The organism is Bacillus sp. B1-WWTP-T-0.5-Post-4 (assembly GCF_009183795.1).
GTDB lineage: Bacteria > Bacillota > Bacilli > Bacillales > Bacillaceae_G > Bacillus_A > Bacillus_A cereus.
Genome location: NZ_WEIJ01000005.1, coordinates 328,812 through 350,800 on the forward strand (window position 1 = coordinate 328,812; position 21,989 = coordinate 350,800).

The window sequence follows — 21,989 nt, forward strand, 5'->3', positions numbered from 1 at the left end:
TTAAACTTATAAATTTTTAAGGGGTGCTAAATATGACAAGTTTACAAGATCAGCTTTTCACAAGATTAAATCTTAAAAAACGTAATGAAGTAACGTTTGAAGAATTACCTACCATACTCTTTTCGTTTGCGCATACTATACCATTTGAGAATTTAGATGTTATAGCACGAAATACGAATCAAATCTCTCTGGAAAACTTACGAGAGAAAATTTTAACTAGTTCCCGTGGTGGACTTTGCTACGAATTAAATACTCTTTTTTACTATTTCTTAAGAGACTGTGGCTATGATGTACAACTGGCATTAGGTACGGTTTATAAAAACGATATAAATGCATGGGCACTTGAGGATGGCCATATAACAATTATTTTAACTTATGATAATGTACAGTATTTAATTGATGTAGGTATAGCTTCGTTAGTACCTCTTGTTCCTGTACCTTTTACTGGTAAGTCTGTCTCTTCAAAAAATGGTTCGTACCGGGTGAGACGAAAAGATACGAGTAAAGGAAATTATGTTTTAGAAAGAATAGATACTGATGGAGAATGGAAAGTTTGTCATGCTTTTTATAAACATAATATTGATGAGATAGTAGTAAACGATGTTCAAAGAAGAGTGATAGAAGATGAGAAGTCTATTTTTAATAAAGGACCAATTGCAGTAAAGTTGACGAACTCCGGTCATATTTCATTAACGAATACAAGTTTAACTGAAATTATTCATGGGGAAAAAACTAAGCTTGAAATTACAGAAGATCAATATAGAGAGTTTTTATATACTTTATTTTCTATTAAGTTATGAATAAACAAATAGCCGGTTCTTATTCAGAAGCGGCTATTTTTATTATTTTTGATGTAAATGGTTTTCTTCTAATACGTTTCGGAAACTGCGGTATAGTTAATGTTTTTAATGTTTCCTCAGCTTCTTCATATGTATGAAAAATTGGTTCTTTTCCATCATCCCCTTGTAAAACTAGCCCTTCATCCCGGATTACATATGGCATAAAACCACCCCATCTATTAAAGAATTCTGTTCTTTTGCAGCAGAATAACACGATTTAAAGTTTGATTTTCTTAATACATATAATACACTAGAACAGTACGAAAAAGTATGTACAATGAATTTTGAATGTAAAGGAAGATTATTATGTCAGTTATTGATAAATTGAAACTTAATAAGTATACAAATATGGTCGTTATTAACGAACCAAGTGATTATGACATTTTTACAGGTAAAGAAAATGGATTCTCAAAAGAACACGATGCTATCTTTATATTTGTAGAAACGCTTGATGAAATGGTGAAACAAACGAATTTTATTATTAGTAATGAAGAATTACTAATTGAAAAAGGTTACCTATTCTTCGCATATCCGAAAAAAGGTAATGCTCGTTATAGTACGTTTATTCACCGTGATGAGATGTTTCCGGCATTAAACGTTGGAGAAGATGGTTATGTGGGAGAAAGCGATATTAAATTTGCACGAATGGTAAGTATGGATGAAGTCTTTACTGTTGTAGGTTTAAAACGTGAAAAGAAAAAAATAACGAAAACATCTGCTATGAGTCAATGTGTTGCCGATTATGCAGATCGAATTAAAGATGTTGAAGCATTACTAGCTAATCATCCGAATGAACTTAAGTTTTATCAAAGTTTAACGCCTGGATACCAAAAAGATTGGGCACGTAATCTTTTTTCTGTGAAACAAGAAAAAACTCGTGAAAAACGTCTAGAGAAAATGATAGAAATCCTTTCACAAGGCTATAAAACAATTGAATTATTCCGTAAGAAGAAAAAATAATGATTAAGGAAGTCACAATGCTGCAACAATTAATTGTGATGAGTACATTGAAAAAAGCATTCCTTCCATTATACTAAGGAATGTTCTTATATTTATATAATTAGCAAAAGAGAAAAGGTGTTTGAAATGAAATCGTATATTGTAGTTGGATCTGGAATTTTAGGAGCGTCTACTGCTTATCATCTTGCTAAGACAGGTGCGAATGTTACTATCGTGGATCGCCAACAATTAGGGCAAGCAACTGATGCAGGAGCAGGAATTGTATGTCCATGGTTATCACAGCGTCGTAATAAAGCATGGTATAAAATTGTTAAAGGCGGTGCACGTTACTATTCTTCGTTAATTCAGCAATTAGAAGAAGACGGTGAAACTGACACAGGATATAATCGTGTAGGTGCAATTAGTTTACATACTGACGAGAAAAAGTTAGATCAAATGGAAGAGCGAGCTTATAAACGACGTGAAGATGCCCCGGAGATTGGTGAAATCACTCGCTTATCAGCTGAAGAAACAAAAAAATTATTCCCAGCATTATCAGACGAATATAGTTCTGTTCATATTAGTGGTGCTGCACGAGTAAATGGGAGATTATTACGCAATGCATTAATAAGTGCTGCGAAAAAACATGGTGCAACTTTCATAAAAGGCGATGCTATATTAGTCCGTGAAGGAAATCATATTACGGGAGTTACAGTAAACGATGAAACAATTTTAGCAGAAAAGGTTATTGTAACTGCAGGCGCATGGGCGAATGAAATCTTGAAACCATTAGGAATTAATTTCTTAGTTACATTCCAAAAAGGACAAATTGTTCATCTGCAAATCGAGAATACAGCAACAGAAAATATGCCAGTTGTTATGCCACCGAACGATCAATATATTTTAACGTTTGACAATGGGCATGTCGTAATTGGTGCAACACATGAGAATGATACTGGTTTTGATCATCGTGTAACAGCAGGTGGTTTACATGAAGTATTCCATAAGGCATTAACAGTTGCGCCTGGCTTAGAAAATGCTACAATGCTTGAAACGAGAGTTGGATTCAGACCATTCACACCAGGATTCTTACCTGTTATCGGGCCACTACCTAACTTTGAAGGAATTCTCGTTGCGAATGGATTAGGGGCTTCGGGTTTAACAGCTGGTCCATACTTAGGAGCGGAACTTGCTAAACTAGCGCTCAGACAACCGATTGAATTAGATTTAAATGATTATGACGTTGCTGGCGCAATTGAATAATATGGAGTACTACTAACATTTATGAAAAACCATGCTAAACAAATTCGACAGAGAATAAGTAGTTTTTCCTCTGTTAAGAGTAAGCCTGTTTATGAAAAATAAAATTATTTAAAAATAGAGGGCCGACATTATAAACCTGCATTAATAATGTAGAATTGTGATGTCGGCTCTTTATTCATATTGCTTTAAAACTTATTTTCGAGAGGAGGTTAAGTAATGAGAGCGCCATATCAAGTATTGATATTTCCTTATATAAAAACTGCCGATTCTATTCAATATGCCATTTTTAACCGAAGTGATTATGGTTATTGGCAAGGAATAGCTGGTGGCGGAGAAGACGGTGAGATTCCTATTGAATCAGCAAAACGGGAAGCATTTGAAGAGGCTGGTATTACAAGAGAATGTCCATATATACAATTAGATTCTGTGTCTTCACTATCAGTAGAAGATGTAGTTGGAGGATTCCTTTGGGGAGAAGAGGTTTATGTAATAAAAGAATTTTCTTTTGGATTTAAAGTCCCTACAAAAAACATATCATTATCTAAAGAACACTTCAATTATAAATGGTTATGCTTTGAGGAAGCAATAACGTTTTTGAAATGGGATAGCAACAAAACAGCATTGTGGGAATTAAACAAAAGACTATTAAAACAATAAAAGTTTTAGCTAACAAAGATAGTATTGGAACAAGAATGGAACCATTAACAAACCTTTGCTACACTTCTAAACAATGTTTTAGATTATAAAATAGAGTAATATAGATTTTGTATAGGTAATTTACTAAGAGAACTTGTACTAAGAAAAGCCCTATACAGTTGACTCTGAAAAAATGAAAATAGTTAGAAATATTTTTATATCGTACGGTTTTTGGCTATGAATAACGGAATAAATATTAAGTATTCAACAGTTCAAATAAAACGAGTTAGCTTTTTATTTTAGGAAGAAAGATGACTCGTTTTATGCTAAAATTCGCTTAGTGTATATTTTCGTTAAAATGTGGGTGGGCCCCCTTTTAGCAAAACCGGAGTGGGAATGATGAGTATAAATAGTTTTGTGGGATTGATAAATAACGAATTATTAAAAGAGGTAAGTATCAGAAGTGAGGATGAATTCGAGCCTGTAGTAGTTAAAGATATTCCTAGACTTTGGAAGTGTTTAGGAACAGGTAATTATGCCGCAGTATTCATGCACAAAGAATACAAAGATTGGGTAGTGAAAGTTTACGTGCGAGAAGGAGAAGGAATTGAAAAAGAGTCAGAAGTATACCGAAGAATCGGAGATCATCCTTCTTATTCAAAGCTTATATATAAAGGAGAAAATTTCATAGTATTGAAACGTTTAAAAGAAATTACCTTATACGATGCTATTCATAAGGGGATTAAAATTCCTAAGCAAGTAATACTTGATATTAATGAGGCTTTAGAGTATGCGAGGGAACAGGGATTAACTCCTTGTGATGTTCACGGGAAAAATGTGATGATGGAAAAAGGAAGGGGATATGTAGTCGATGTATCTGATTTCTTAAAAACAAAAGAAGATAGTAAGTGGAGAGACCTAGAAAAGGCATATTTCACCTTTTATTTTCCTTTCATTTATAAATTGCCTTTCCCCGTTAAAATACCGTATTTTATGTTAAACATTGTTAGACGTTCGTACAGAAAATATAAGAAGCTTAAAAAGAACTTCAAATTATAAAAGGACCACATATGTTCCTGAAAACGATTTGAATTCACATAAATAACTTTAGAAAAATTTAAAATTTTGTTTAGGGGCTACTTCAAGACCTTAGCTTGCTGGGCATATGGTGCTACCTCAAAATATAAAAAGATTAGGAGTGAATCCTAATCTTTTTATTTATACATATTTTTGTTAGTTATATCACTATCAATTCCAAAACGGGATATTTTGAATAAATGAAACCGTTAAAATAAGTGTTGATACGGAACCAGCAGTTACTAAAGTTACTATTTTTCGTCCATTCTGTTCTTTTGAAGGTTTTATAAGTTCTGTAATTAACACAATCCATATTATGATAGAGATTATTGAAATAATATTTATAGACATATGTAACACATCCCTTCTTGTTTTCACATAAATATTTCTTCTTTTATAAAATAAAAGCAATTTAACAAGAAAATATGTAACGCATTACAAATCAATATTTTCCTGTTAAACCACCTTTTTTAAATAGAAATAAGACTGATAAAACGATAACAACAGCCTTCAAACTTCCCCAATATGGATAAATAGCATGATCTGTTAGACTAGCATATTGAAAAATATTCTCTAAACCGAAAATTCCTATCATGACTGCTAAAATGAATGAAGCTGATCCATACGTCCCGTTATGATAGAGGGTAAATAAATAGACTGCGAAAATTAGTGGTAAGATGATTTGTAGTACGATTATCATAGTTCGTCCCCCATATTATTTATAATTATATTATATAAAAAATTGTAATAAAAAGGAATACGACTTATTTGATACTAACAGAACTACTCTAATCATATTCTTCTATAAAAAGAAGAAAAAGGGGTGTACAGTTAATTGACAAAAGTTAAAGTTAGTTTACGACCCATTGTTCATAATATAAATTTACCAACCGTATTGAAAACAACAATACTTCCAGGCGAATCGACCGAAAGACTATTTATCGCAACCCAATTAGGAGAGATTTTTTACATAGGGAATGGAGTTATAAAGATATTTTTAGATATTCGTCACCTAATTATTAAATTAGGTACATTTGAAGAAGGTGTTTCTAGTAGCGGTTATGATGAACGAGGATTGCTTGGACTTGCGTTCCATCCACAATTTTATCAAAACGGTTTATTTTATCTTCATTATTCCGTCGCTGGAACTCAAGGGCCAGGTGCACTTTCTGAACAATTTAAACCGAATCCTTGTGACTCGAAAACTTTAAATTTAAAATGGCTAAATAGAGATACGCAATATGATCATATCGATACAATTGAAGAATGGATTTTACAATCAAACGGGCACCCTCAAAAACGTAGAACATTACTTAATATAAAACGCCCATTTTTTAATCATAATGGAGTAAATACTTTAAACTTTTCTCCAGAGACGGGGAAACTTGTTTTTACAAATGGAGATGGTGGCTCGGGTTATGATCCGTTCAATTTAAGCCAAGATGATTTAGAAATAGCAGGTAAAATTATTGAAATCGATGTAAGTAAAAATACATTCATAAATAATCCTCCATTCGTTACACGCTTTAATGAACTTCCTCTATCTATACAAGAAACACTTACAGTAATTGCGAAAGGTGTTCGTAATATAACCGGTATTTCATTTCAAAGGTTTTATAATCAATATATCAAATACGCCGGAAATGTCGGACAAGATATTGTAGAGTCTATTTTTTCATTTATTCAATATAAACCTATACCGGTTACAGAACTTGTTCAAATGCATTTTATGAGGTTAACTCCCAATCAAGATGGGGTTATCAATTTTGGGTGGCGAGGATGGGAAGGGGATTTACCTACTTCTTTTATACGACATTGTTCTGAGAATCAGACTTTGGATGAGAGAACAATGGTTTATTATGATGAAACAATACAAACTTCAGTCAAGCGTATTCTGCCTCTACTTAGTTATTTTCATAAAGATTCTAGAACAGATAAGTTTGGAGGAACTTCACTTACAGGAGTTCAGCCATATATGGGAAATGCAATTCCAAATTTAACAGGTAGCGTTGTTTTTACTGACCTTGCCAAGAAAGGAGAATCTCAGTCTCCAATTAAGGGTGTTTTAGCCTATACTAGAGCAGGTACAGACGGTAAACATGCTGACTTTCATGCTATTGAAACCAATTATGATTTTGGTACGCAACCAGCTTATTATATGAGTTTAGGAACAAATTCGGATCAAACTAAATTATATTTAGGAGTTTACAGTTCTATGAAAGTAACTGATTTTAACAAAGGTACCATTTTTGAAATTATTCCCTGATACGATATACAATCGTAGTTTAATAATCCAAGGAATTTATTTTGTTTCAAAACGCACAATTTATCCCCCTAAAAGTCTTTTATTATATAGTAATTCATAACAAGTAGAAAGCAGCTCATAAACCACTACTGTATGAATAATATAGAAAGTAATGAATGAGGCATCTTTAGGGGGAGATATTGATGAATCGGTTTGTACGTTATTGGTATCAACTGATGATAGAACATGATACGAGCTTTGTTCATAAAAGAAAATTGTCCCTTGCGAATGAGTTAGTACTTACAGCTTTGATGAGTGCATTGGCCACCATGTTTCAAGCAGCTGGGAACTTAGTTCCTGGTATAGGTTTGCTCATTAGTCCATTTTCGACATTACCGATTTTTTTTGCTATTTTCTATTCTATTCGTGAGGGAATACTTTCTTATATTCTTACTATTTTTCTATTATTTATTATTGAGCCCAGTGAACTAATTGTCTTTCCTTTTACTACAGGCTTATTAGGTCTAGCCTTAGGAGTATCTTTTTTAAAATTAAAGAGGAGAATTTGGATTGTTTCCTTTTCAGCAACTTGTCTACTTATTGGTATTATGATCGTTCTCGATGTTTTCCGTTTTCCGGTACTTGGTCCTGCTGTTCATACAACTATGGATATAAAAATTATTTTATCAATATTTATAATGAGTTTTCTATACTGTTGGATTTATGCAGGTTTTTGCAGAATAATGATGAATAGATTATATAAAGTGTTGTATTGACAATGGCATAATGAGGATTGGAGATTGAATTCATGACTAACGTTGCAGTTAGAAGACCGAATTTGAATGATATAGATGAACTATATTTATTTTTCCGTATAGTTATTACGAATACATACAAAAATGAAGGATTGTCACAATTATTAGATGACATAGAAAATGAAATTAACTCAAAAAAGCAGTATTTGAAAAGTGATTTTGATAGTAACGGAGAAAGTTGTTACTTTTTATTAGCAATTGATACAAGTAACGATAAAATCATTGGAACAATCGAAATCGGTCCAGCAAGTACATTGATTAATAGTTGTACAGGTGGTGTACTTAAAAATTTGTATGAAATAGGAACTGTATTCATACTTCCGGAGTATCAGAGAAAGGGAATAGGGAGTTTATTACTACATACAATGTTTCTTACATTACTTAGCAGAGGGATAACAGAATATTGTTTAGATAGTGGATATAAAAATGCGCAAAGTATATGGATGAAAAAGTTTGGAAAACCTAGCTATGTATTGAAAGATTACTGGGGAGAATCCAGTGATCATATGATTTGGAAGAAAAGTTTACATGATACACCTATAATATTTGAATTATAAAATGAAATATGCCTCTGAACATAGCTTTTCTTACTTATGTATGCTATTATTTATCTTTATAATAAAAGAGGACGTGAATGAACTTGATTAAAATTAATATTCCTGAAGCTGATGTTTCAATTACTGAACGTAAACAAGTTATTAAAGGAGACGAGCCAATCATTACTCCAATTAATGGATTTATCGATTTCCACTTGTTCCCTAGAGATAAAGGCGGCATTTTTATGTTTTACAATATTAATGACGAACTTCTTTTCGTAGGTAAAGCTCGTAAAATTAGACAACGTATTAAGAAGCATTTTGAAGATAATGTTTCACCAATTAAAAATCACCGTGATGAAGTATACCGCATTGATGCATGTATCGTAGAAGATCCAACAGAAAGAGAAATTTACGAAACATATATCATTAATGAATACAAAGCGAAATATAACGTTGATAAAGTATTCTACAAATAATCAACATTAATAAAAAGCAATCCTAGCTAATATGCCAGGATTGTTTTTTATTTAGATTTATTCTTCATATCTTTCTCCTTTTTTCAAATGATTAGCAGCAACAAAACAGATTACACCTATAAATATAAGTACAATACCAACCGTTTTATGTTTTCCCTCAAAGAAAGGAATATCTGAAATAACATTTGTCATACATAGTCCTAAAAATACAAGGATAGGGCCCACCCAAAGTAATACATTACCGAATTTTGTGTGCTTCCACATAATAACCCTCCTTAACCCTCTTTACATATATATCCATAAATGAAAAGTAAATTCATAGAGAAATATAGTTTTTTTCATATCGAAAATTTAACCCTCATATATTGGTACAAGCAAAAGAGAAAGGAGACCATCATGAATTGGTTAGAAGCTTTCATACTAGGTATAATTCAAGGTTTAACAGAATTTTTACCAATCAGTAGTACCGGACATCTTTATTTAGGAAGGCATTTGTTCCGATTAGATGAGGCTGGCTTATTTTTAGATACGATGCTGCATATTGGGACTTTACTTGCGGTTTTTATTTATTACAAAAAAGAATTTATATATTTAATTAAAAACCCATTTTCAAAGCTCATGTTATTACTTATCGTTGGGACAATACCCGCAGTTGTAATTGGTTTATTGTTTAAAGATTTCTTTGAAGATATTTCAAAAACAGGAATCACGATCGGTTGGGAGTTTTTAGTGACCGGATTCTTTCTCTACACGGCAGATAAACAAAAGAATGGTCGTAAAAAAATGGATGACATAACATATAAAGACGCATTAATTATCGGTTCATTTCAAGCTGCTGCTATTTTTCCAGCCATTTCCCGTTCTGGAATGACAATTGTCGCTGCATTATGGAGAAAATTAGACCGTGAAACTGCTGCTTACTTTTCTTTTTTACTATCGACACCAGCCATTGTTGGAGCTATCATTTTGCAATTTATAGACGTTTTTCAAGGGAAAGCAGAATCTATTTCTAGTACATCTTTAATTGTCGGAACGTTATCAGCAGCGTTTTTTGGATACATAGCTGTTTCATGGATGATTCAATATTTAAAACGTCACTCCTTAAAAGTATTCGCGTATTACGTATGGGGATTAGGTATTTTAATTTTAATGTTGCAATTTACTGATGTATTTTAAGTATAATGATAAAGAAGTTAATTAGTTTAAGATCCTGTTTCATTCATACAAGGCAGGATCTCTTTTTATTAAGGGGGAAAATATGTTTAATAAGGCTATCGTTATTGGTGGAAGTATGGCAGGAAAGTTTGCAGCAAAAGCATTATCAACTTCTTTTAAAGAAGTAATCATTATAGAAGCTGGTGAAAGATGGGATGGAAAGTCTTCGAGAAAAAGAGTTCCACAAAGTAATCATCCTCACGTGTTATTAAAAGGTGGAGAAAACGCAATTGAAGAATTGTTTCCTAATATTACGAATGAATTAATAGAAGCAGGTAGTATCGTAAATAACTTTACTCGTGATTTGAAATGGCATCAATTCGGTCTATGGAAACAGCCATTCATAGGGGAAGTACATATGATTCAACAAAGTCGTCCTTTGCTAGAATGGCATATTCAAAAACGAATACATCAAATTTCAAATATTACTATTAAATATGAAACATTGGTTAAAGGGTTATTGGTAGATGCAAAGCTTAACAAAGTGTGTGGAGTAAAAGTTAAATATCTAGAGACAAACACACAAGAAGAAGTTCATGCGGATCTTGTAGTTGATGCGAGTGGATTTGGCTCAAAAAGTATAGAGTGGCTACGAGAATACGAAATTGAAGTACAAGAAGAGAAAGTTCGTATTGATTTATTTTACGCAACGAAAATGTTCAAACTTAAAGAAAATGAGAAATTAGACTGTTGCAATGTGCTAATGTCTCCGAGTTTCCCTGATAACCCTTATGGCGTTCTTATTCAAACGATAGAAGATAATCGTTATTTTGTTACTTTCAGTGGATACGCAAACGAGAAAGCACCACAAACAGATGATGAGTTTTATGATTTTGCTGAAAACCTATCAATTTCTAATGTTACAGATTTCTTAAACAAGGCCGAGGGAATTACTGATATAAAGACATACAAAATTCCTTATCAAGTACGCCGGCGATTTGATTTAGTGAATAATGTACCAGAAGGATTATTAGTTGTTGGAGATGCGCAATGTCGTTTTGATCCCGTTTTCGGCCAAGGCGTATCAGTTGCTGCTATGGAGGCTCACCAATTGCAATTACTTTTGCAAGATAGAAAACATCTTGATAAAACATTTACACAACAATTTTATAAAAAGGCAGCTACTATAATAGAAACCCCTTGGGATATGACAACAACAGAAATATCACGTCACCCGCAACTAAAGAGAGAATTAACTACAAAACAAAAATTTCAGCTATGGTATACGAAACAAATATATCGACTATCTGCAAGTAATTCTGATGTTTATATTCGGTTAGTACGAGTGATGAACTTAATTCGTAATCCATTTCATCTTTTTCATCCGAAAGTGTTACTATCTATATTACTTAATCGAAAGAAATAGCAGGAATATAATTGATTAAAAAAGAATGTATAACAGTTAGTAAATCAAGAAGGAGAATACGGGATGGAAATATACATAGAGCAACTAAAGGAACAAGATGCTAAGGATTTATTTATGTTTGAACTTACGAATAAATCTTTTTTTGAAACAATGGTACCAAATCGTGGCTCAAAATATTTTGAATTTGAATATTTCCAAAAACTACTAGACGATTTATTAATAGAACAAGCGGATGGAGATTCTTATTTTTATTTAATTCGTAATGAAGAAAAAGAAATTGTAGGGCGAATTAATTTAGTAGATATAGATACGGAAACTCGAATTAGTTCCCTCGGGTATCGGGTCGGAGAAAAATTTACTAAAAAAGGAGTTGCAACAGCAGCCGTAAAATTAATTTTAGATGTAGCGGAAAATAATGAAATTACTGAAGTTTATGCTAAAACAACGACTAATAATCTCGCATCACAAATTGTACTAGAAAAAAGCGGATTTTCTTCTTATCAAAACGAATCAGATATAACATCTGTAGAATTAAATGGAGAACATGTGAAGTTTGTACACTATATTTGGAGAAATACTTCACACTTATAATAAGGAGGACTTATTCATGAATGATTTACGTTATCCAATTGGCCAATTTACATACAAACGTCCTATAACTGAAGAAATGATTGATACATGGATTCAAGAAATTGAAGATTTACCTAATGAACTAACAAGGGCAATTAAAGATTTAGATCAGAAGCAGTTAGATACACCATATCGCGTTGGAGGGTGGACTGTCCGTCAAGTTGTTCATCACGTTGTTGATAGCCATATGAATAGCTACATACGCTTCAAATTAGCACTTACAGAAAAGAATCCAACTATTAAACCGTATAAAGAAGAGAAGTGGGCAGAGTTACCCGATTCAAAATTACCGGTAGATGTTTCACTAGTAATGCTAGATTCATTACATAAAAGATGGGTTAACCTTTTATATTCTCTAGAAATTGAAGATTTAGAAAAGACATTTAACCATCCTGAAACTGGTGAAACAGAACTTGCTGTTGCAATAGGACTATATGCATGGCATGGTCGTCACCATACCGCTCATATTACTTCTTTAAGAAAGCGTCTAAATTGGTAACATGGAGATTATATTAGAAAAGGTGACAGAAACTGATGCAGAAGTTATATTTCAAATGCAAATAGACTCATTTAGCTCTTTATTACATAAATATAAAGACTATGAAACAAATCCAGCAAATGAAACTATTGAAAAAACTATTTTTAGAATAAATAATCCCAGCAGTAATTTTTATAAGGTGATAATAGATTCGAAACTTGTTGGAGCAATATGTATATCCGCAAAAGAACTACCTTATAAATTTTGGATTAGTCCAATGTTTATTCATCCAATCTATCAAGGGAAAGGAATTGCTCAGAAGGTACTTATTTTAATTGAAGAAATGTTTCCAGAAGCACGAAGTTTTGAACTTGCTACGATTTTAGAAGAAGAAAGAAATTGTTTTCTATACGAGAAAATGGGGTATAAAAGAACAGAAGTAATAAAGAAATTAAATGATAAAACTACACTTGTTTATTACAAAAAAGAAAGGTAAAGCATTTAAAATACGCTTTACCTTTTTATGTTATTTCAGATTAAATATACAAAAATAATGTATGTTCTTCCAAAATACTCGGGTTAGTAATTTTGAAAATGAATAAAGATACAAAAACCGCTACTTTGTCGTAAAGGTTACTAGCGCTTTTTGAATGCTTAAAATACTATCGTCACCTTTAAATTCTTTCGTAATTGGTTCCTCCATACTAGACACCCAAATTTTAAGTTCTGCATCTAAATCAAAATGCCCAGCCGTTTCGATGCTATATTGTGTAATACTTTTATAAGGAATAGAATGGTATTCTGTTTTTTTGCCAGTTACTCCTTGTTTATCTACTAATATAAGACGACGATTTGTAAATACGATTAGATCACGAATTAATTTATAAGCATGCTCTACTTTTTCATCGTCTAGCATAATCTTCTCTAAATCACGTTCTACACTTTCAGAACTCGTATTTGATGCATTTCCTAAAATACCGCTAAATAAACCCATATTAAATTCCTCCTTTAATATATGTGGAATGAATTACTTATATTGTAACATGTTACTCACAAAGATATTATGACATTACTTTAGTAGTTTCTGGTTATTGTTGTAATTAGTTTATATAACCTCATCTTAAAATCTTATGCTAATATGAAATTAAGAAAAAAGAAGCAGAGGGATATAGCATGAAGAATATTGGTTTAGTATTAGAGGGCGGAGGAATGAAAGGTTTATATACTGCAGGTGTACTCGAATATTTCATGGAAAAGAACTTATTCTTTCCATATGTAGTCGGCGTATCAGCTGGAGCCTGTATGGGAGCAACCTATTTGTCACGTCAAAAAGGTAGAAATAAGAAAGTAAATACAGAGCTAGTATCAGATTACAGGTATATATCTTATCGAAACTTAATTCGAAAACGTGAATTATTCGGAATGGATTTTTTATTTGATGAAGTACCTAATAAAATTGTACCATTTGATTTTCAAACTTTCTTAAACTGTAATGAACAGTTTGTTATAGGGACAACTGATTGCGAATCAGGACAAGCCATTTATTATAATAAAGCAGAACACGGAAATGATATTTTAAAAATCATTCGTGCATCTAGCTCTGTGCCGTTTATAGCACCTGCTGTAGAATATAATAATCGAAAATTATTAGATGGAGGGATTATAGACCCTATACCTGTTTTGAAAGCCCAAAAGGATGGCTATGAAAAGAACGTTGTAATTATGACAAAGCCAGAAGGATATGAGAAGCAGCGAAATAAATTTTCAGGCCTGGCTAAAATTTTATATAGAAAATATCCGAAAATCGCAGAGAATTTAGTAGACCATTATCGTTTTTATAATGAGACGATATCTTATATGAATCGAGAAGAACAAAAAGATAATTTTTATGTAATTCAACCAAGTGTACAGCTTCCTATAAGCGGAATAGAAAGAAATAAGGAAAAGCTCGTTAATCTATATAATCTTGGGTATATCGATGCTCAATATCATTATGAAAACTTATTAAATTGGATAGAGAAATAAAGGGGTGGAAAGTTGAAGTTAGGAAAACGAATTATTTTTAAGGAATTGCAGAAAATGCATAGTCCACTTCATAAACCGTTTCCTTATCGTGCTACAGCAAAATTGCAGCGAGATTTAAAAAGTAAATTTACCGAAGATGACTGTATAAACGCTGATTTTAATCATTATTGGATGCATACAGCAGCTACTTTAAATTCTGTACTAAATGGAAACGAACAGAACATTACGTTTCAACAAATAAAGTGGTTAAGAAAATCGTTTTTCGAGTGGTTTCCGCAATATCGTTTTCTAGAAACAGAAATTGTGAATTATCCCATTTTGTATAGAGATTTCATAAGTTATGAGAAGACCAGAAAGCTATTACTTTATTACCTTACTGAATAAAAGCGAAAACGTACAGGTTACATTACTTGTACGTTTTTTTGTTCATAAAACATTCAATATTAACAACTAGTTTATATAGGAATTCTAATGAGAAGAAAGAAGTACATATAATAGAATGATACAGGGGAGGAGAGAGGAATAGCTGTTTTACTTTAAGTTATTGTCCAACTCGAATACAGTTAGTTATTTATGTTAAAATATTTCGAGTGAAATCAAGCTTTTAAGGATTTCATTAAACATTAAACAAAACAAGTTAGCAACATAGAAGGGATAACATTAACATGAAAAACGTATCAAATATAGATAAAGTAGAATCAATAAAATCTTTACAGTCAACAATTAGTAAACTTGAAAATGCCTTATCACAGATGACTCAAAAAGGATCAAATACTACTTTAGTGAAAAAAAGACTCAAAGCAGCTAGTATCGGCTTAGCTATGTTAGAAAGTGTTTGGAAGCAAGAAACTCATCATTATACTCAGGAAGATTTAGCAGAAGCTCGTAATGTTCTAATTGGTTTGCTTCCATCAATTGAAAAGATTTACGTTAAGTCAAAGCTTGGGAGTCCTCAAAGAACGCTTTTAGAAAGAAGAATAAAATCATTAGAACTTTCTATTCAGGCAATTGATTATTTTTCTAATAAATAACTTCGCTAAACAAATAACTTACGACTACTTTTATATAGGGATTCTAATGAAAAAAACTACATATAGAATAAATACTACAAAGGAGAAAGAGAGGTGACTACAATAATCAGTCCTAAGTTAGAGAAGCTTAAAAATCAATTAAAGAATGGAAACAAAAAAGCTCTTTATACTTTTTTGCATGAAATCAAGTCAAATCACACGCCACTAATAGAACAATGCCCTGCAGATAATCAGTATAAACTTATAACGTATATATGGTTAGGCGATCAAAATACTGAAAATGTTTATGTATTCGGTAGTTTTCCTGGTTGGGATCTGTCTGTAAATCAATTACAACGATTGTTACAGACAGATATTTGGTATGTAACGTTTAGGACGGATAAGAGTTTTATTTCAACGTACTATTTTTCAGTAAACGATGTTTTCGAAAATGATTGGATAAAGCGTAGTGAACAGTACGAAATAGACCAATTTAATCGAAATACATTTGGAGAAGGTACCAATAAAGCGTCTGTGTTAAACATAGGAATGGAGGTGCAATATAGCAGTCGTTTTCCTTCAAATGATTATCCATCCGGAAAGATTGAAACATATTCTTTTTATAGTTCGATTTTAAATAACACACGCAAAATTCATATTTATACGCCTCATGATTATTCTCACACTTCACATATTCAAGAACTTCTCATTGTATTTGATGGGAATTCATTCATTAATGACCTTTCAATCACAAAAACACTTAATTATTTAATTTACGAAAAAGAAATCCCATCGTGTATTGCTGTTACTATAGATCCTGTTGATCGATTAGAAGAGCTAACTTATAACGATAAAATGAATACATTTTTAACAAAGGAATTACTTCCGTGGATTCAATCTAAGTATCACGTTTATCAAGAAAGGAATCATACAACAATTGCTGGTTTCAGTCTTGGTGGCTTAGCAGCTTTTTATGCAGCACTTCAAAATCCACATATTTTCGGAAATGTGTTGTCAATGTCTGGATCCGTACATTGGAAAAAGGACGATTATGAAAATGCAATTCCTTGGATTGAAAATCAAATTTCATTAATAGATTCTAATGCAACTCACCTCAATACTTACATAGCAGTAGGTGAACTTGAAAACGAACCTCTTTTAACGGCTAATAGACGGCTATATAAAGCTTTAGAAGAAATGAAACACCAAAACCACTTACGAAGAGTTTCAAGGCGGACATGATAGCGTATGGTGGCGAGAAAAGCTATTCGATGGGTTAAGGGCATTAGAAAATAAAAAGGAGAGAGAATCTATGAATCAAGAAGAACTAGATAAAAAACTAAAAAAGCAAGAGATTTTAGTAAAAGATGAGAAAGTTTGGTCCTATACGTATGAAGATCATATTAGTTCTATCGTTAAAGAAGCAGAAAAGAAAGGGTCTTTTGATCATTTACCTGGTAAAGGGAAACCTCTTAATCTTGATAAAGATCTTTCGTACAATCCTGAAAAGCAACTTTATAGAACTTTAGCAAATAATCATGTTTTACCTAGGTGGATTGAGCTTTCAAAAGAAATTGACGATTTAAAAGAAAAGCTAAAAGAAAATACAAATACTGCAGAAACAGCGGATTTAATTCGAACTATTAATAAAAAGGTATTAGAACATAATCTACTTTGTCCACCAAGCGCGCAAAAAATGAGGGTGAAAATGGATTTTTAACGATTTTCAATTGAGCTATCGCTTACTATATAATTAAGTTAGGCATTTTCAATTCATTACTAAAGGGAGGCAAATGTAGTGAAGAATACGTATCAACTTCAAATTCCGAAAGAACTAGAACAGTATCGTAGTATTTTAGAAGAAAGTGTGAAACCGTATGTTAAAGTGTCTGGAACGCAAGCAGAGACAACGCTTTTTGAAAGTAAGTTTGGTGGATATCCGTATTTACCTATAGATCAAGAGCATCCTAAAGACTCAAACGGACAACCTATGATGCTACTTGCGCAGTTAAACCTTGAAGAAATACCAAATATTGAACATATGCCTCAACATGGAATGTTACAGTTTTTCATAAGTGCTGAAGAAGATCTTTTTGGAGCAGATTTTGATCATCCAACAGTCCAAAAAGACTTTCGAATTATTTATCATTCTACAATTATAGAAGATTTAAATAAGGTTATTACTGATTTTAGTTATTTAAACACTTTAGATTTAGAGAATTTTATCATACCCGAAGCAGCAAAACTAAAGTTTGAGTTGGCATATCAACCAGTAACACCAAGAGATTATCGATTTGAAATGATTTTTAGTGATAACATTGATTGGGAAGAAATTGTTGATGAAGAAAATAATACAGAATTAGGCGAACTGTATGATGATTTATGTAAGGATCAAGGACATAAAATTGGTGGTTATCCATTTTTCACACAGACAGATCCAAGGGAATGGGAAGAAAAATACCAGCAACATGACATATTATTGCTGCAAATCGATACAGACGATTCATTAAATATTATGTGGGGCGATTCTGGGGTTGCTAATTTCTTTATACGTAAGGAAGATTTGTTAAATCTAGATTTTTCCAATGTCATTTACAATTGGGATTGTTACTAGAAGATATAAATAAAATAATAGCAAACAAAAAATCTTCCTGAAGGTGAGGAGGATTTTTTTATGTTAAAAATAAGCGTTATGTTAACTAGGATAAAAAACAATGAGTGTAATGAAAGTCAAGTCTAAATAACAGAAATAACAACAAATAATGTAAAGTTGTAAAACATGTGCAAATAGCAATAAATTCATTAAGTAAAACATAAAATAAAATTACTAATTTATATTTTGTATAGAAATAATTTTTCTGTATAAAAATTTCTTGCCAATCAAAAATGTTTTTAATTCGTTAAATCTTAAGCGATTATTGATTAAGATTTGCTGTGATGAATTTATAACAAATAAAAACGATAAAAACTGAAGAAATTTGTTTAGATAAGATTTCATGTGAATCTCACTAAAAATCTCTGTTTCGTCTCATTAAGTATAGTTTACTTGGTTTTTGATACCCGATATTACTTTGTTTCTATAACTGCCTATAATATATATTATGTCTACTAGAAAAAAGTAATAAACTTATTATAGGTTAGTTTCATTTGGTATACTTCCCTTTTCTTTATTTATTAGTGAATAGTTCGTTGATGCAGGATTAGCGTAAATAATCATTAATAAAACATAATAAAAAGCAACTTGTTTAATTATTAAATTTAAACAAGTTGCTTTGAATTTGACTAAACTATATTTATAATTTGTTTGCTTTAGCAATTACTTTGATTTCAATTAATAATTCATCGTGAATTTTAATTTTATAATTGAACTTGTTTGTGAATTATTCGATTATCATTACAATTATTCTTTTTCTTGAAAAATATTGTATTTACGCTTTAAATGTAAACCTTTATCTTTATAAATCCACCGTGAAAATTTATTAACATTATTTTTACCACTTAGGTAAATACGATATTGTTTTTCTTTGTCAACAAAACTTAATTGGAATTTATTATTCTCAAGGATATCTTTAAAAGAATTCATAAAATTATATGATCCACCAACAAAACTAACAAAGTATTTGTGAGAGTTAACATGACCATCCCCATCAAAATACCCACGAACAAAATGATGCAAATATTCTTCTGGTACAAAAGGAAATTCGATGTTAAATGATTTACATGGCATAATTCCGTGTATGTTCATAAGGTCGTCTTTTATTGTTTTGCTATTAATATTTAGCATATATACGCCTGTTTTTTTGTTTTGATAAAGTGGCTGGTTTGTTTTTAGTTCTTTTTTTATATCTTCTAAAATATAACTTTCTTTTTGAGATATACTGACACATTGATTTTCTTTCTGTATAACACCATCTGCTGCTATAAACCCTAAAATATAAGCCATATTGTTTGACCACGTTTTAAAATAATCTTCTGTTATGTCATACTTTCTCTTCCAACTCCCTATAGCGCGTCTTGGTACGTTATTGTCTGATAAAACCATACGAATATACCTTGCAGACACATTAGCGAGCATGGCGATTTCTGAGGTGCTCTTCCCTTCAGTATACAAATGCATGATTTCAGATTTTGATAGTTTACATTTTGATTTCTTTTTTCGCTCTATGTGCACTTACATCCTCTCCTTCCTTCCTTTCTTTTATTAGAGACATATTTTCTTCTATAACATACAACGAAACGTATGTTCTTTGTTGCGTATAAGAAGGAATTTACTAAATAAAAACAATTTACATGTACTTAATATTTGTTTTAGCTGCCACTGTGCAATTTGTACTTTATAGATACAAATAATGAATTTGACGAATTTATGAAATACAAGGCAATTTAGATGAAAGGTAAAATAATATAGTTTAAACTACAAATAGCCACAATAACAACATACGTAAATTGTTAATCGTAAAAAGGAGAACGAATGAATAAGAAATATACAAATCAAATTCATACTGATATGAGTTTTAAACCGAAAGATATTATAAGTTTAATGACGGATTACTTTAAAATAAAATCAAAGCTGCGTCCTATAAAGGATTTGCCTATCGTTTTATCAAATAAAGATAATGAATCGTTAGAGAGTGTTACATGGTTTGGCCATTCTGCTTCTCTTTTGAAAATAGAAGGTAAAAAACTATTATTAGACCCTATGTTTGGAGATGCCTCTTCCCCATTTCCTTTGTTTAATAGTAAACGCTATAGTGGTACTTTTTCTTTAGAACGTGATGACCTTCAAGAAATTGATGCGATTATCATTTCTCATAATCACTATGATCATTTGAATTACAAAAGTATTATGCAGTTAAAAGATCGCGCAAAGCACTTTTATGTTCCAACTGGAGTTGCACAATATCTTATTAAATGGGGTGTTTCGCCTAGTAAAATTAGTGAACATAATTGGTGGGACGAAATTACATTTGATAATATTAAGTTAGTTTGTGCTCCTGCAAGGCATTTCTCTGGACGAAGTATGACAGATAGAGATTGTTCATTATGGTGTTCATGGCTTATCCTTGGTCAAAAGACTAAAATTTTCTTTAGTGGCGATAGCGGTTATGCCCCTCACTTTAAGGAAATTGGTGATAAATATGGTCCATTCGATCTAACATTGATGGAATGCGGACAATATGATCCGAGGTGGTCTGCGATTCATATGTTGCCTGAAGAAACTGTACAAGCTCATATTGATGTACAAGGAGAATTACTTCTTCCGATTCATTGGGGTGCTTTTACATTAGCATTACACGAATGGAGTGACCCGATAGAACGTGTTACGAAAGAAGCTAACCGTTTAGGAGTTAAAATTACAACGCCTCAAATTGGTGAATCTATTACGTTAAAATCTACAAATTATCCTTCATCCGCTTGGTGGAAGGAAATTTAATTTTAAAATATAAAAAGAGCGAATCCTCTTATAAAGAATTCGCTCTTTTTTCTGTATTTAAACTTATTTCACAATATTGGATTTCCCACTATCTAAAACTCTATTTGCTGGTACACTGGACATTTCAACCACTGTATTCATACTCTTATCAGTCAGTTCAATGAGTTCGGTTTCATGTTTTATTTTATTTAAATCCCACACCATCCCATGAAATTCATTATGCTGACCACTTACCTGTATAATGCTTTTTGTTTTATTTGAAGGCTGTATTTGAAGATTTGTAAATTGATTCCCACTAATTTCATTTGGCGTAGTTACTTGACTATCCATATAAATCATATTTACACAGTCTTCTAAAGAAAAGTTCATAAAACGATTGGCATTTATCCAAGCTTGTCCGGTGCTCGGTTTTTTTGCTACTAATTTTAGTCCGGTTTCCATTCCTACAATTTTAATGTTTTCGAAGTTAACAAACGAAATTTCATTTTCTTTTCCAGCAGAGTATAAAGAAATTCCGGTACCTTTATTCGTTTCCGTCCAATTAATAATATTTATATCTTTTATTTGTGTTTTGTTCCAAGTGTTATAATATTTATTTTTACCGTCTAAATAAATAACTTCAGAGTTAAATTTAGGGTCGTCAATAGCTATATACGCTCCTTCAATGGATGCGTTGTTCTCCAGTTCTAGAACTCTAAAGTTTCCCTCAACTACAAATTGGGATCCATAACCAAATAATAATTTCACACCTTTTTTAACAATGATTGGTGACGTAATTTTATACTTCTTATCATCAAGTAATACCGTTTTAATTTTACTAGATTCTGCTTTATTAATAGCAGATTGTATTTTTATTGAATCATTTCCCCCTTTAAAGTTTTCTACATACAAGTTAGTACTTTTAGCTGCATAGTCTTTTTTATTGTATTGATAAAAAGCAAAAGTAATTAAAACTATACCAATGAGTAAAACAATTATTTTCTTCATCATACTCACCCCATA

The 21,989-nt window shown here is 31.7% G+C and carries 28 protein-coding genes; 21 read left to right on the forward strand and 7 right to left on the reverse strand.

The genetic code is table 11. The features are described 5' to 3' along the window. Positions 1-32 precede the first annotated feature (32 nt). On the forward strand, positions 33-800 hold the full coding sequence (locus GBN91_RS18315) for an arylamine N-acetyltransferase family protein (protein WP_000202756.1): 768 nt from the start codon (positions 33-35) through the stop codon (positions 798-800). A 19-nt stretch (positions 801-819) separates the two neighbouring features. Here the strand turns inward: GBN91_RS18315 and GBN91_RS18320 are convergent, their stop codons facing one another. Next, positions 820-1,002, reverse strand: coding sequence for a hypothetical protein (locus GBN91_RS18320; protein ID WP_001147159.1), 183 nt, complete (start codon positions 1,000-1,002; stop codon positions 820-822). 143 nt (positions 1,003-1,145) lie between these two features. On the opposite strand from GBN91_RS18320, the gene GBN91_RS18325 reads away from it, so the two are divergent. The 4 genes from GBN91_RS18325 (at position 1,146) to GBN91_RS18340 (ending at position 4,736) form a co-directional block, all read left to right on the forward strand. Next, a complete protein-coding gene (locus GBN91_RS18325; protein WP_000110841.1) occupies positions 1,146-1,799 on the forward strand; it encodes a YdeI/OmpD-associated family protein in 654 nt (217 codons plus the stop codon). Positions 1,800-1,925: 126 nt separating this feature from the next. Further along, complete coding sequence (locus tag GBN91_RS18330) at positions 1,926-3,041, forward strand: NAD(P)/FAD-dependent oxidoreductase (RefSeq protein WP_152121929.1); 1,116 nt, start codon at positions 1,926-1,928, stop codon at positions 3,039-3,041. Between the two features lie 216 nt (positions 3,042-3,257). Beyond that, positions 3,258-3,698 (forward strand): NUDIX hydrolase, encoded by a 441-nt coding sequence (locus tag GBN91_RS18335; protein ID WP_023522111.1) that lies wholly within the window; start codon positions 3,258-3,260, stop codon positions 3,696-3,698. 369 nt (positions 3,699-4,067) lie between these two features. Then, positions 4,068-4,736: a protein kinase family protein gene (locus tag GBN91_RS18340; protein WP_152121931.1), complete on the forward strand. Its 669-nt coding sequence runs from the start codon at positions 4,068-4,070 to the stop codon at positions 4,734-4,736. 189 nt (positions 4,737-4,925) lie between these two features. Here GBN91_RS18340 and GBN91_RS18345 read toward each other — a convergent pair whose 3' ends face one another. Then, on the reverse strand, positions 4,926-5,105 hold the full coding sequence (locus GBN91_RS18345) for a hypothetical protein (protein ID WP_000026312.1): 180 nt from the start codon (positions 5,103-5,105) through the stop codon (positions 4,926-4,928). A 91-nt stretch (positions 5,106-5,196) separates the two neighbouring features. Beyond that, complete coding sequence (locus tag GBN91_RS18350) at positions 5,197-5,454, reverse strand: hypothetical protein (RefSeq protein ID WP_023522110.1); 258 nt, start codon at positions 5,452-5,454, stop codon at positions 5,197-5,199. A gap of 135 nt (positions 5,455-5,589) precedes the next feature. Here GBN91_RS18350 and GBN91_RS18355 point away from each other — a divergent pair, with 135 nt between their 5' ends. The 4 genes from GBN91_RS18355 to GBN91_RS18370 all read left to right on the forward strand — a co-directional run bounded on the left by GBN91_RS18355 (position 5,590) and on the right by GBN91_RS18370 (position 8,829). Then, positions 5,590-7,020 (forward strand): PQQ-dependent sugar dehydrogenase, encoded by a 1,431-nt coding sequence (locus GBN91_RS18355; RefSeq protein WP_152121934.1) that lies wholly within the window; start codon positions 5,590-5,592, stop codon positions 7,018-7,020. A 182-nt stretch (positions 7,021-7,202) separates the two neighbouring features. Then, positions 7,203-7,775: a YybS family protein gene (locus tag GBN91_RS18360; protein WP_086412072.1), complete on the forward strand. Its 573-nt coding sequence runs from the start codon at positions 7,203-7,205 to the stop codon at positions 7,773-7,775. A gap of 32 nt (positions 7,776-7,807) precedes the next feature. Next, complete coding sequence (locus tag GBN91_RS18365) at positions 7,808-8,371, forward strand: GNAT family N-acetyltransferase (RefSeq protein ID WP_152121936.1); 564 nt, start codon at positions 7,808-7,810, stop codon at positions 8,369-8,371. Positions 8,372-8,448: 77 nt separating this feature from the next. Beyond that, positions 8,449-8,829 carry a nucleotide excision repair endonuclease gene (locus GBN91_RS18370; RefSeq protein WP_001048941.1) on the forward strand — a complete coding sequence of 127 codons (381 nt, stop codon included), beginning with the start codon at positions 8,449-8,451 and terminating at the stop codon, positions 8,827-8,829. A gap of 57 nt (positions 8,830-8,886) precedes the next feature. On the opposite strand, the gene GBN91_RS18375 is transcribed toward GBN91_RS18370, so the two are convergent. After that, positions 8,887-9,093 carry a hypothetical protein gene (locus tag GBN91_RS18375; RefSeq protein WP_000265477.1) on the reverse strand — a complete coding sequence of 69 codons (207 nt, stop codon included), beginning with the start codon at positions 9,091-9,093 and terminating at the stop codon, positions 8,887-8,889. Positions 9,094-9,225: 132 nt separating this feature from the next. On the opposite strand from GBN91_RS18375, the gene GBN91_RS18380 reads away from it, so the two are divergent. From GBN91_RS18380 to GBN91_RS18400, 5 genes are all read left to right on the forward strand, one after another. Beyond that, positions 9,226-10,005, forward strand: coding sequence for an undecaprenyl-diphosphate phosphatase (locus GBN91_RS18380; protein ID WP_001104303.1), 780 nt, complete (start codon positions 9,226-9,228; stop codon positions 10,003-10,005). 82 nt (positions 10,006-10,087) lie between these two features. Next, a complete protein-coding gene (locus GBN91_RS18385; protein WP_152121938.1) occupies positions 10,088-11,410 on the forward strand; it encodes an FAD-dependent oxidoreductase in 1,323 nt (440 codons plus the stop codon). Positions 11,411-11,473: 63 nt separating this feature from the next. After that, on the forward strand, positions 11,474-12,001 hold the full coding sequence (locus tag GBN91_RS18390) for a GNAT family N-acetyltransferase (protein WP_086412071.1): 528 nt from the start codon (positions 11,474-11,476) through the stop codon (positions 11,999-12,001). 16 nt (positions 12,002-12,017) lie between these two features. Then, a complete protein-coding gene (locus tag GBN91_RS18395) occupies positions 12,018-12,539 on the forward strand; it encodes a YfiT family bacillithiol transferase (protein WP_152121940.1) in 522 nt (173 codons plus the stop codon). Position 12,540: 1 nt separating this feature from the next. Further along, positions 12,541-13,014: a GNAT family N-acetyltransferase gene (locus GBN91_RS18400; protein WP_002005126.1), complete on the forward strand. Its 474-nt coding sequence runs from the start codon at positions 12,541-12,543 to the stop codon at positions 13,012-13,014. A gap of 120 nt (positions 13,015-13,134) precedes the next feature. Here the strand turns inward: GBN91_RS18400 and GBN91_RS18405 are convergent, their stop codons facing one another. Further along, entirely contained in the window at positions 13,135-13,512 is a 378-nt protein-coding gene (locus GBN91_RS18405; protein ID WP_000522476.1) for a PH domain-containing protein, read from the reverse strand. Between the two features lie 179 nt (positions 13,513-13,691). Between GBN91_RS18405 and GBN91_RS18410 the strand changes: the two genes are divergently transcribed. From GBN91_RS18410 to GBN91_RS18435, 6 genes are all read left to right on the forward strand, one after another. Continuing rightward, positions 13,692-14,543 (forward strand): patatin-like phospholipase family protein, encoded by an 852-nt coding sequence (locus GBN91_RS18410; protein WP_016122609.1) that lies wholly within the window; start codon positions 13,692-13,694, stop codon positions 14,541-14,543. Positions 14,544-14,555: 12 nt separating this feature from the next. Next, on the forward strand, positions 14,556-14,927 hold the full coding sequence (locus GBN91_RS18415; RefSeq protein ID WP_000765936.1) for a YxiJ-like family protein: 372 nt from the start codon (positions 14,556-14,558) through the stop codon (positions 14,925-14,927). A 281-nt stretch (positions 14,928-15,208) separates the two neighbouring features. Beyond that, positions 15,209-15,574 (forward strand): hypothetical protein, encoded by a 366-nt coding sequence (locus GBN91_RS18420; RefSeq protein ID WP_000800305.1) that lies wholly within the window; start codon positions 15,209-15,211, stop codon positions 15,572-15,574. Between the two features lie 93 nt (positions 15,575-15,667). Next, on the forward strand, positions 15,668-16,795 hold the full coding sequence (locus GBN91_RS18425) for an alpha/beta hydrolase-fold protein (RefSeq protein WP_006929712.1): 1,128 nt from the start codon (positions 15,668-15,670) through the stop codon (positions 16,793-16,795). A gap of 70 nt (positions 16,796-16,865) precedes the next feature. Beyond that, positions 16,866-17,273: a DnaJ family domain-containing protein gene (locus GBN91_RS29280; protein WP_006929710.1), complete on the forward strand. Its 408-nt coding sequence runs from the start codon at positions 16,866-16,868 to the stop codon at positions 17,271-17,273. A gap of 78 nt (positions 17,274-17,351) precedes the next feature. Further along, on the forward strand, positions 17,352-18,167 hold the full coding sequence (locus GBN91_RS18435; protein ID WP_006929708.1) for a YwqG family protein: 816 nt from the start codon (positions 17,352-17,354) through the stop codon (positions 18,165-18,167). Between the two features lie 786 nt (positions 18,168-18,953). Here the strand turns inward: GBN91_RS18435 and GBN91_RS18440 are convergent. Next, positions 18,954-19,724: an LAGLIDADG family homing endonuclease gene (locus GBN91_RS18440; protein WP_000546826.1), complete on the reverse strand. Its 771-nt coding sequence runs from the start codon at positions 19,722-19,724 to the stop codon at positions 18,954-18,956. 300 nt (positions 19,725-20,024) lie between these two features. Here GBN91_RS18440 and GBN91_RS18445 point away from each other — a divergent pair, with 300 nt between their 5' ends. After that, positions 20,025-20,987, forward strand: coding sequence for an MBL fold metallo-hydrolase (locus tag GBN91_RS18445; protein ID WP_001037065.1), 963 nt, complete (start codon positions 20,025-20,027; stop codon positions 20,985-20,987). A gap of 63 nt (positions 20,988-21,050) precedes the next feature. Here GBN91_RS18445 and GBN91_RS18450 read toward each other — a convergent pair whose 3' ends face one another. Then, positions 21,051-21,974 carry a hypothetical protein gene (locus tag GBN91_RS18450; RefSeq protein WP_141402966.1) on the reverse strand — a complete coding sequence of 308 codons (924 nt, stop codon included), beginning with the start codon at positions 21,972-21,974 and terminating at the stop codon, positions 21,051-21,053. Positions 21,975-21,989: the final 15 nt, after the last annotated feature.

What these genes read in the sequence shown, in the direction of transcription:
- GBN91_RS18350 (WP_023522110.1), bottom strand. Translation starts at nt 5,454, where the DNA reads ATGATAATCGTACTACAAATCATCTTACCACTAATTTTCGCAGTCTAT.
- GBN91_RS18450 (WP_141402966.1), bottom strand. Translation starts at nt 21,974, where the DNA reads ATGAAGAAAATAATTGTTTTACTCATTGGTATAGTTTTAATTACTTTT.
- GBN91_RS18395 (WP_152121940.1), top strand. Translation starts at nt 12,018, where the DNA reads ATGAATGATTTACGTTATCCAATTGGCCAATTTACATACAAACGTCCT.
- GBN91_RS18445 (WP_001037065.1), top strand. Translation starts at nt 20,025, where the DNA reads ATGAATAAGAAATATACAAATCAAATTCATACTGATATGAGTTTTAAA.
- GBN91_RS18410 (WP_016122609.1), top strand. Translation starts at nt 13,692, where the DNA reads ATGAAGAATATTGGTTTAGTATTAGAGGGCGGAGGAATGAAAGGTTTA.
- GBN91_RS18400 (WP_002005126.1), top strand. Translation starts at nt 12,541, where the DNA reads ATGGAGATTATATTAGAAAAGGTGACAGAAACTGATGCAGAAGTTATA.
- GBN91_RS18365 (WP_152121936.1), top strand. Translation starts at nt 7,808, where the DNA reads ATGACTAACGTTGCAGTTAGAAGACCGAATTTGAATGATATAGATGAA.
- GBN91_RS18330 (WP_152121929.1), top strand. Translation starts at nt 1,926, where the DNA reads ATGAAATCGTATATTGTAGTTGGATCTGGAATTTTAGGAGCGTCTACT.
- GBN91_RS18315 (WP_000202756.1), top strand. Translation starts at nt 33, where the DNA reads ATGACAAGTTTACAAGATCAGCTTTTCACAAGATTAAATCTTAAAAAA.
- GBN91_RS18385 (WP_152121938.1), top strand. Translation starts at nt 10,088, where the DNA reads ATGTTTAATAAGGCTATCGTTATTGGTGGAAGTATGGCAGGAAAGTTT.
- GBN91_RS18325 (WP_000110841.1), top strand. Translation starts at nt 1,146, where the DNA reads ATGTCAGTTATTGATAAATTGAAACTTAATAAGTATACAAATATGGTC.
- GBN91_RS18380 (WP_001104303.1), top strand. Translation starts at nt 9,226, where the DNA reads ATGAATTGGTTAGAAGCTTTCATACTAGGTATAATTCAAGGTTTAACA.
- GBN91_RS18320 (WP_001147159.1), bottom strand. Translation starts at nt 1,002, where the DNA reads ATGCCATATGTAATCCGGGATGAAGGGCTAGTTTTACAAGGGGATGAT.
- GBN91_RS18375 (WP_000265477.1), bottom strand. Translation starts at nt 9,093, where the DNA reads ATGTGGAAGCACACAAAATTCGGTAATGTATTACTTTGGGTGGGCCCT.
- GBN91_RS18360 (WP_086412072.1), top strand. Translation starts at nt 7,203, where the DNA reads ATGAATCGGTTTGTACGTTATTGGTATCAACTGATGATAGAACATGAT.
- GBN91_RS29280 (WP_006929710.1), top strand. Translation starts at nt 16,866, where the DNA reads ATGAATCAAGAAGAACTAGATAAAAAACTAAAAAAGCAAGAGATTTTA.
- GBN91_RS18335 (WP_023522111.1), top strand. Translation starts at nt 3,258, where the DNA reads ATGAGAGCGCCATATCAAGTATTGATATTTCCTTATATAAAAACTGCC.
- GBN91_RS18345 (WP_000026312.1), bottom strand. Translation starts at nt 5,105, where the DNA reads ATGTCTATAAATATTATTTCAATAATCTCTATCATAATATGGATTGTG.
- GBN91_RS18420 (WP_000800305.1), top strand. Translation starts at nt 15,209, where the DNA reads ATGAAAAACGTATCAAATATAGATAAAGTAGAATCAATAAAATCTTTA.
- GBN91_RS18370 (WP_001048941.1), top strand. Translation starts at nt 8,449, where the DNA reads ATGAACTTGATTAAAATTAATATTCCTGAAGCTGATGTTTCAATTACT.
- GBN91_RS18390 (WP_086412071.1), top strand. Translation starts at nt 11,474, where the DNA reads ATGGAAATATACATAGAGCAACTAAAGGAACAAGATGCTAAGGATTTA.
- GBN91_RS18405 (WP_000522476.1), bottom strand. Translation starts at nt 13,512, where the DNA reads ATGGGTTTATTTAGCGGTATTTTAGGAAATGCATCAAATACGAGTTCT.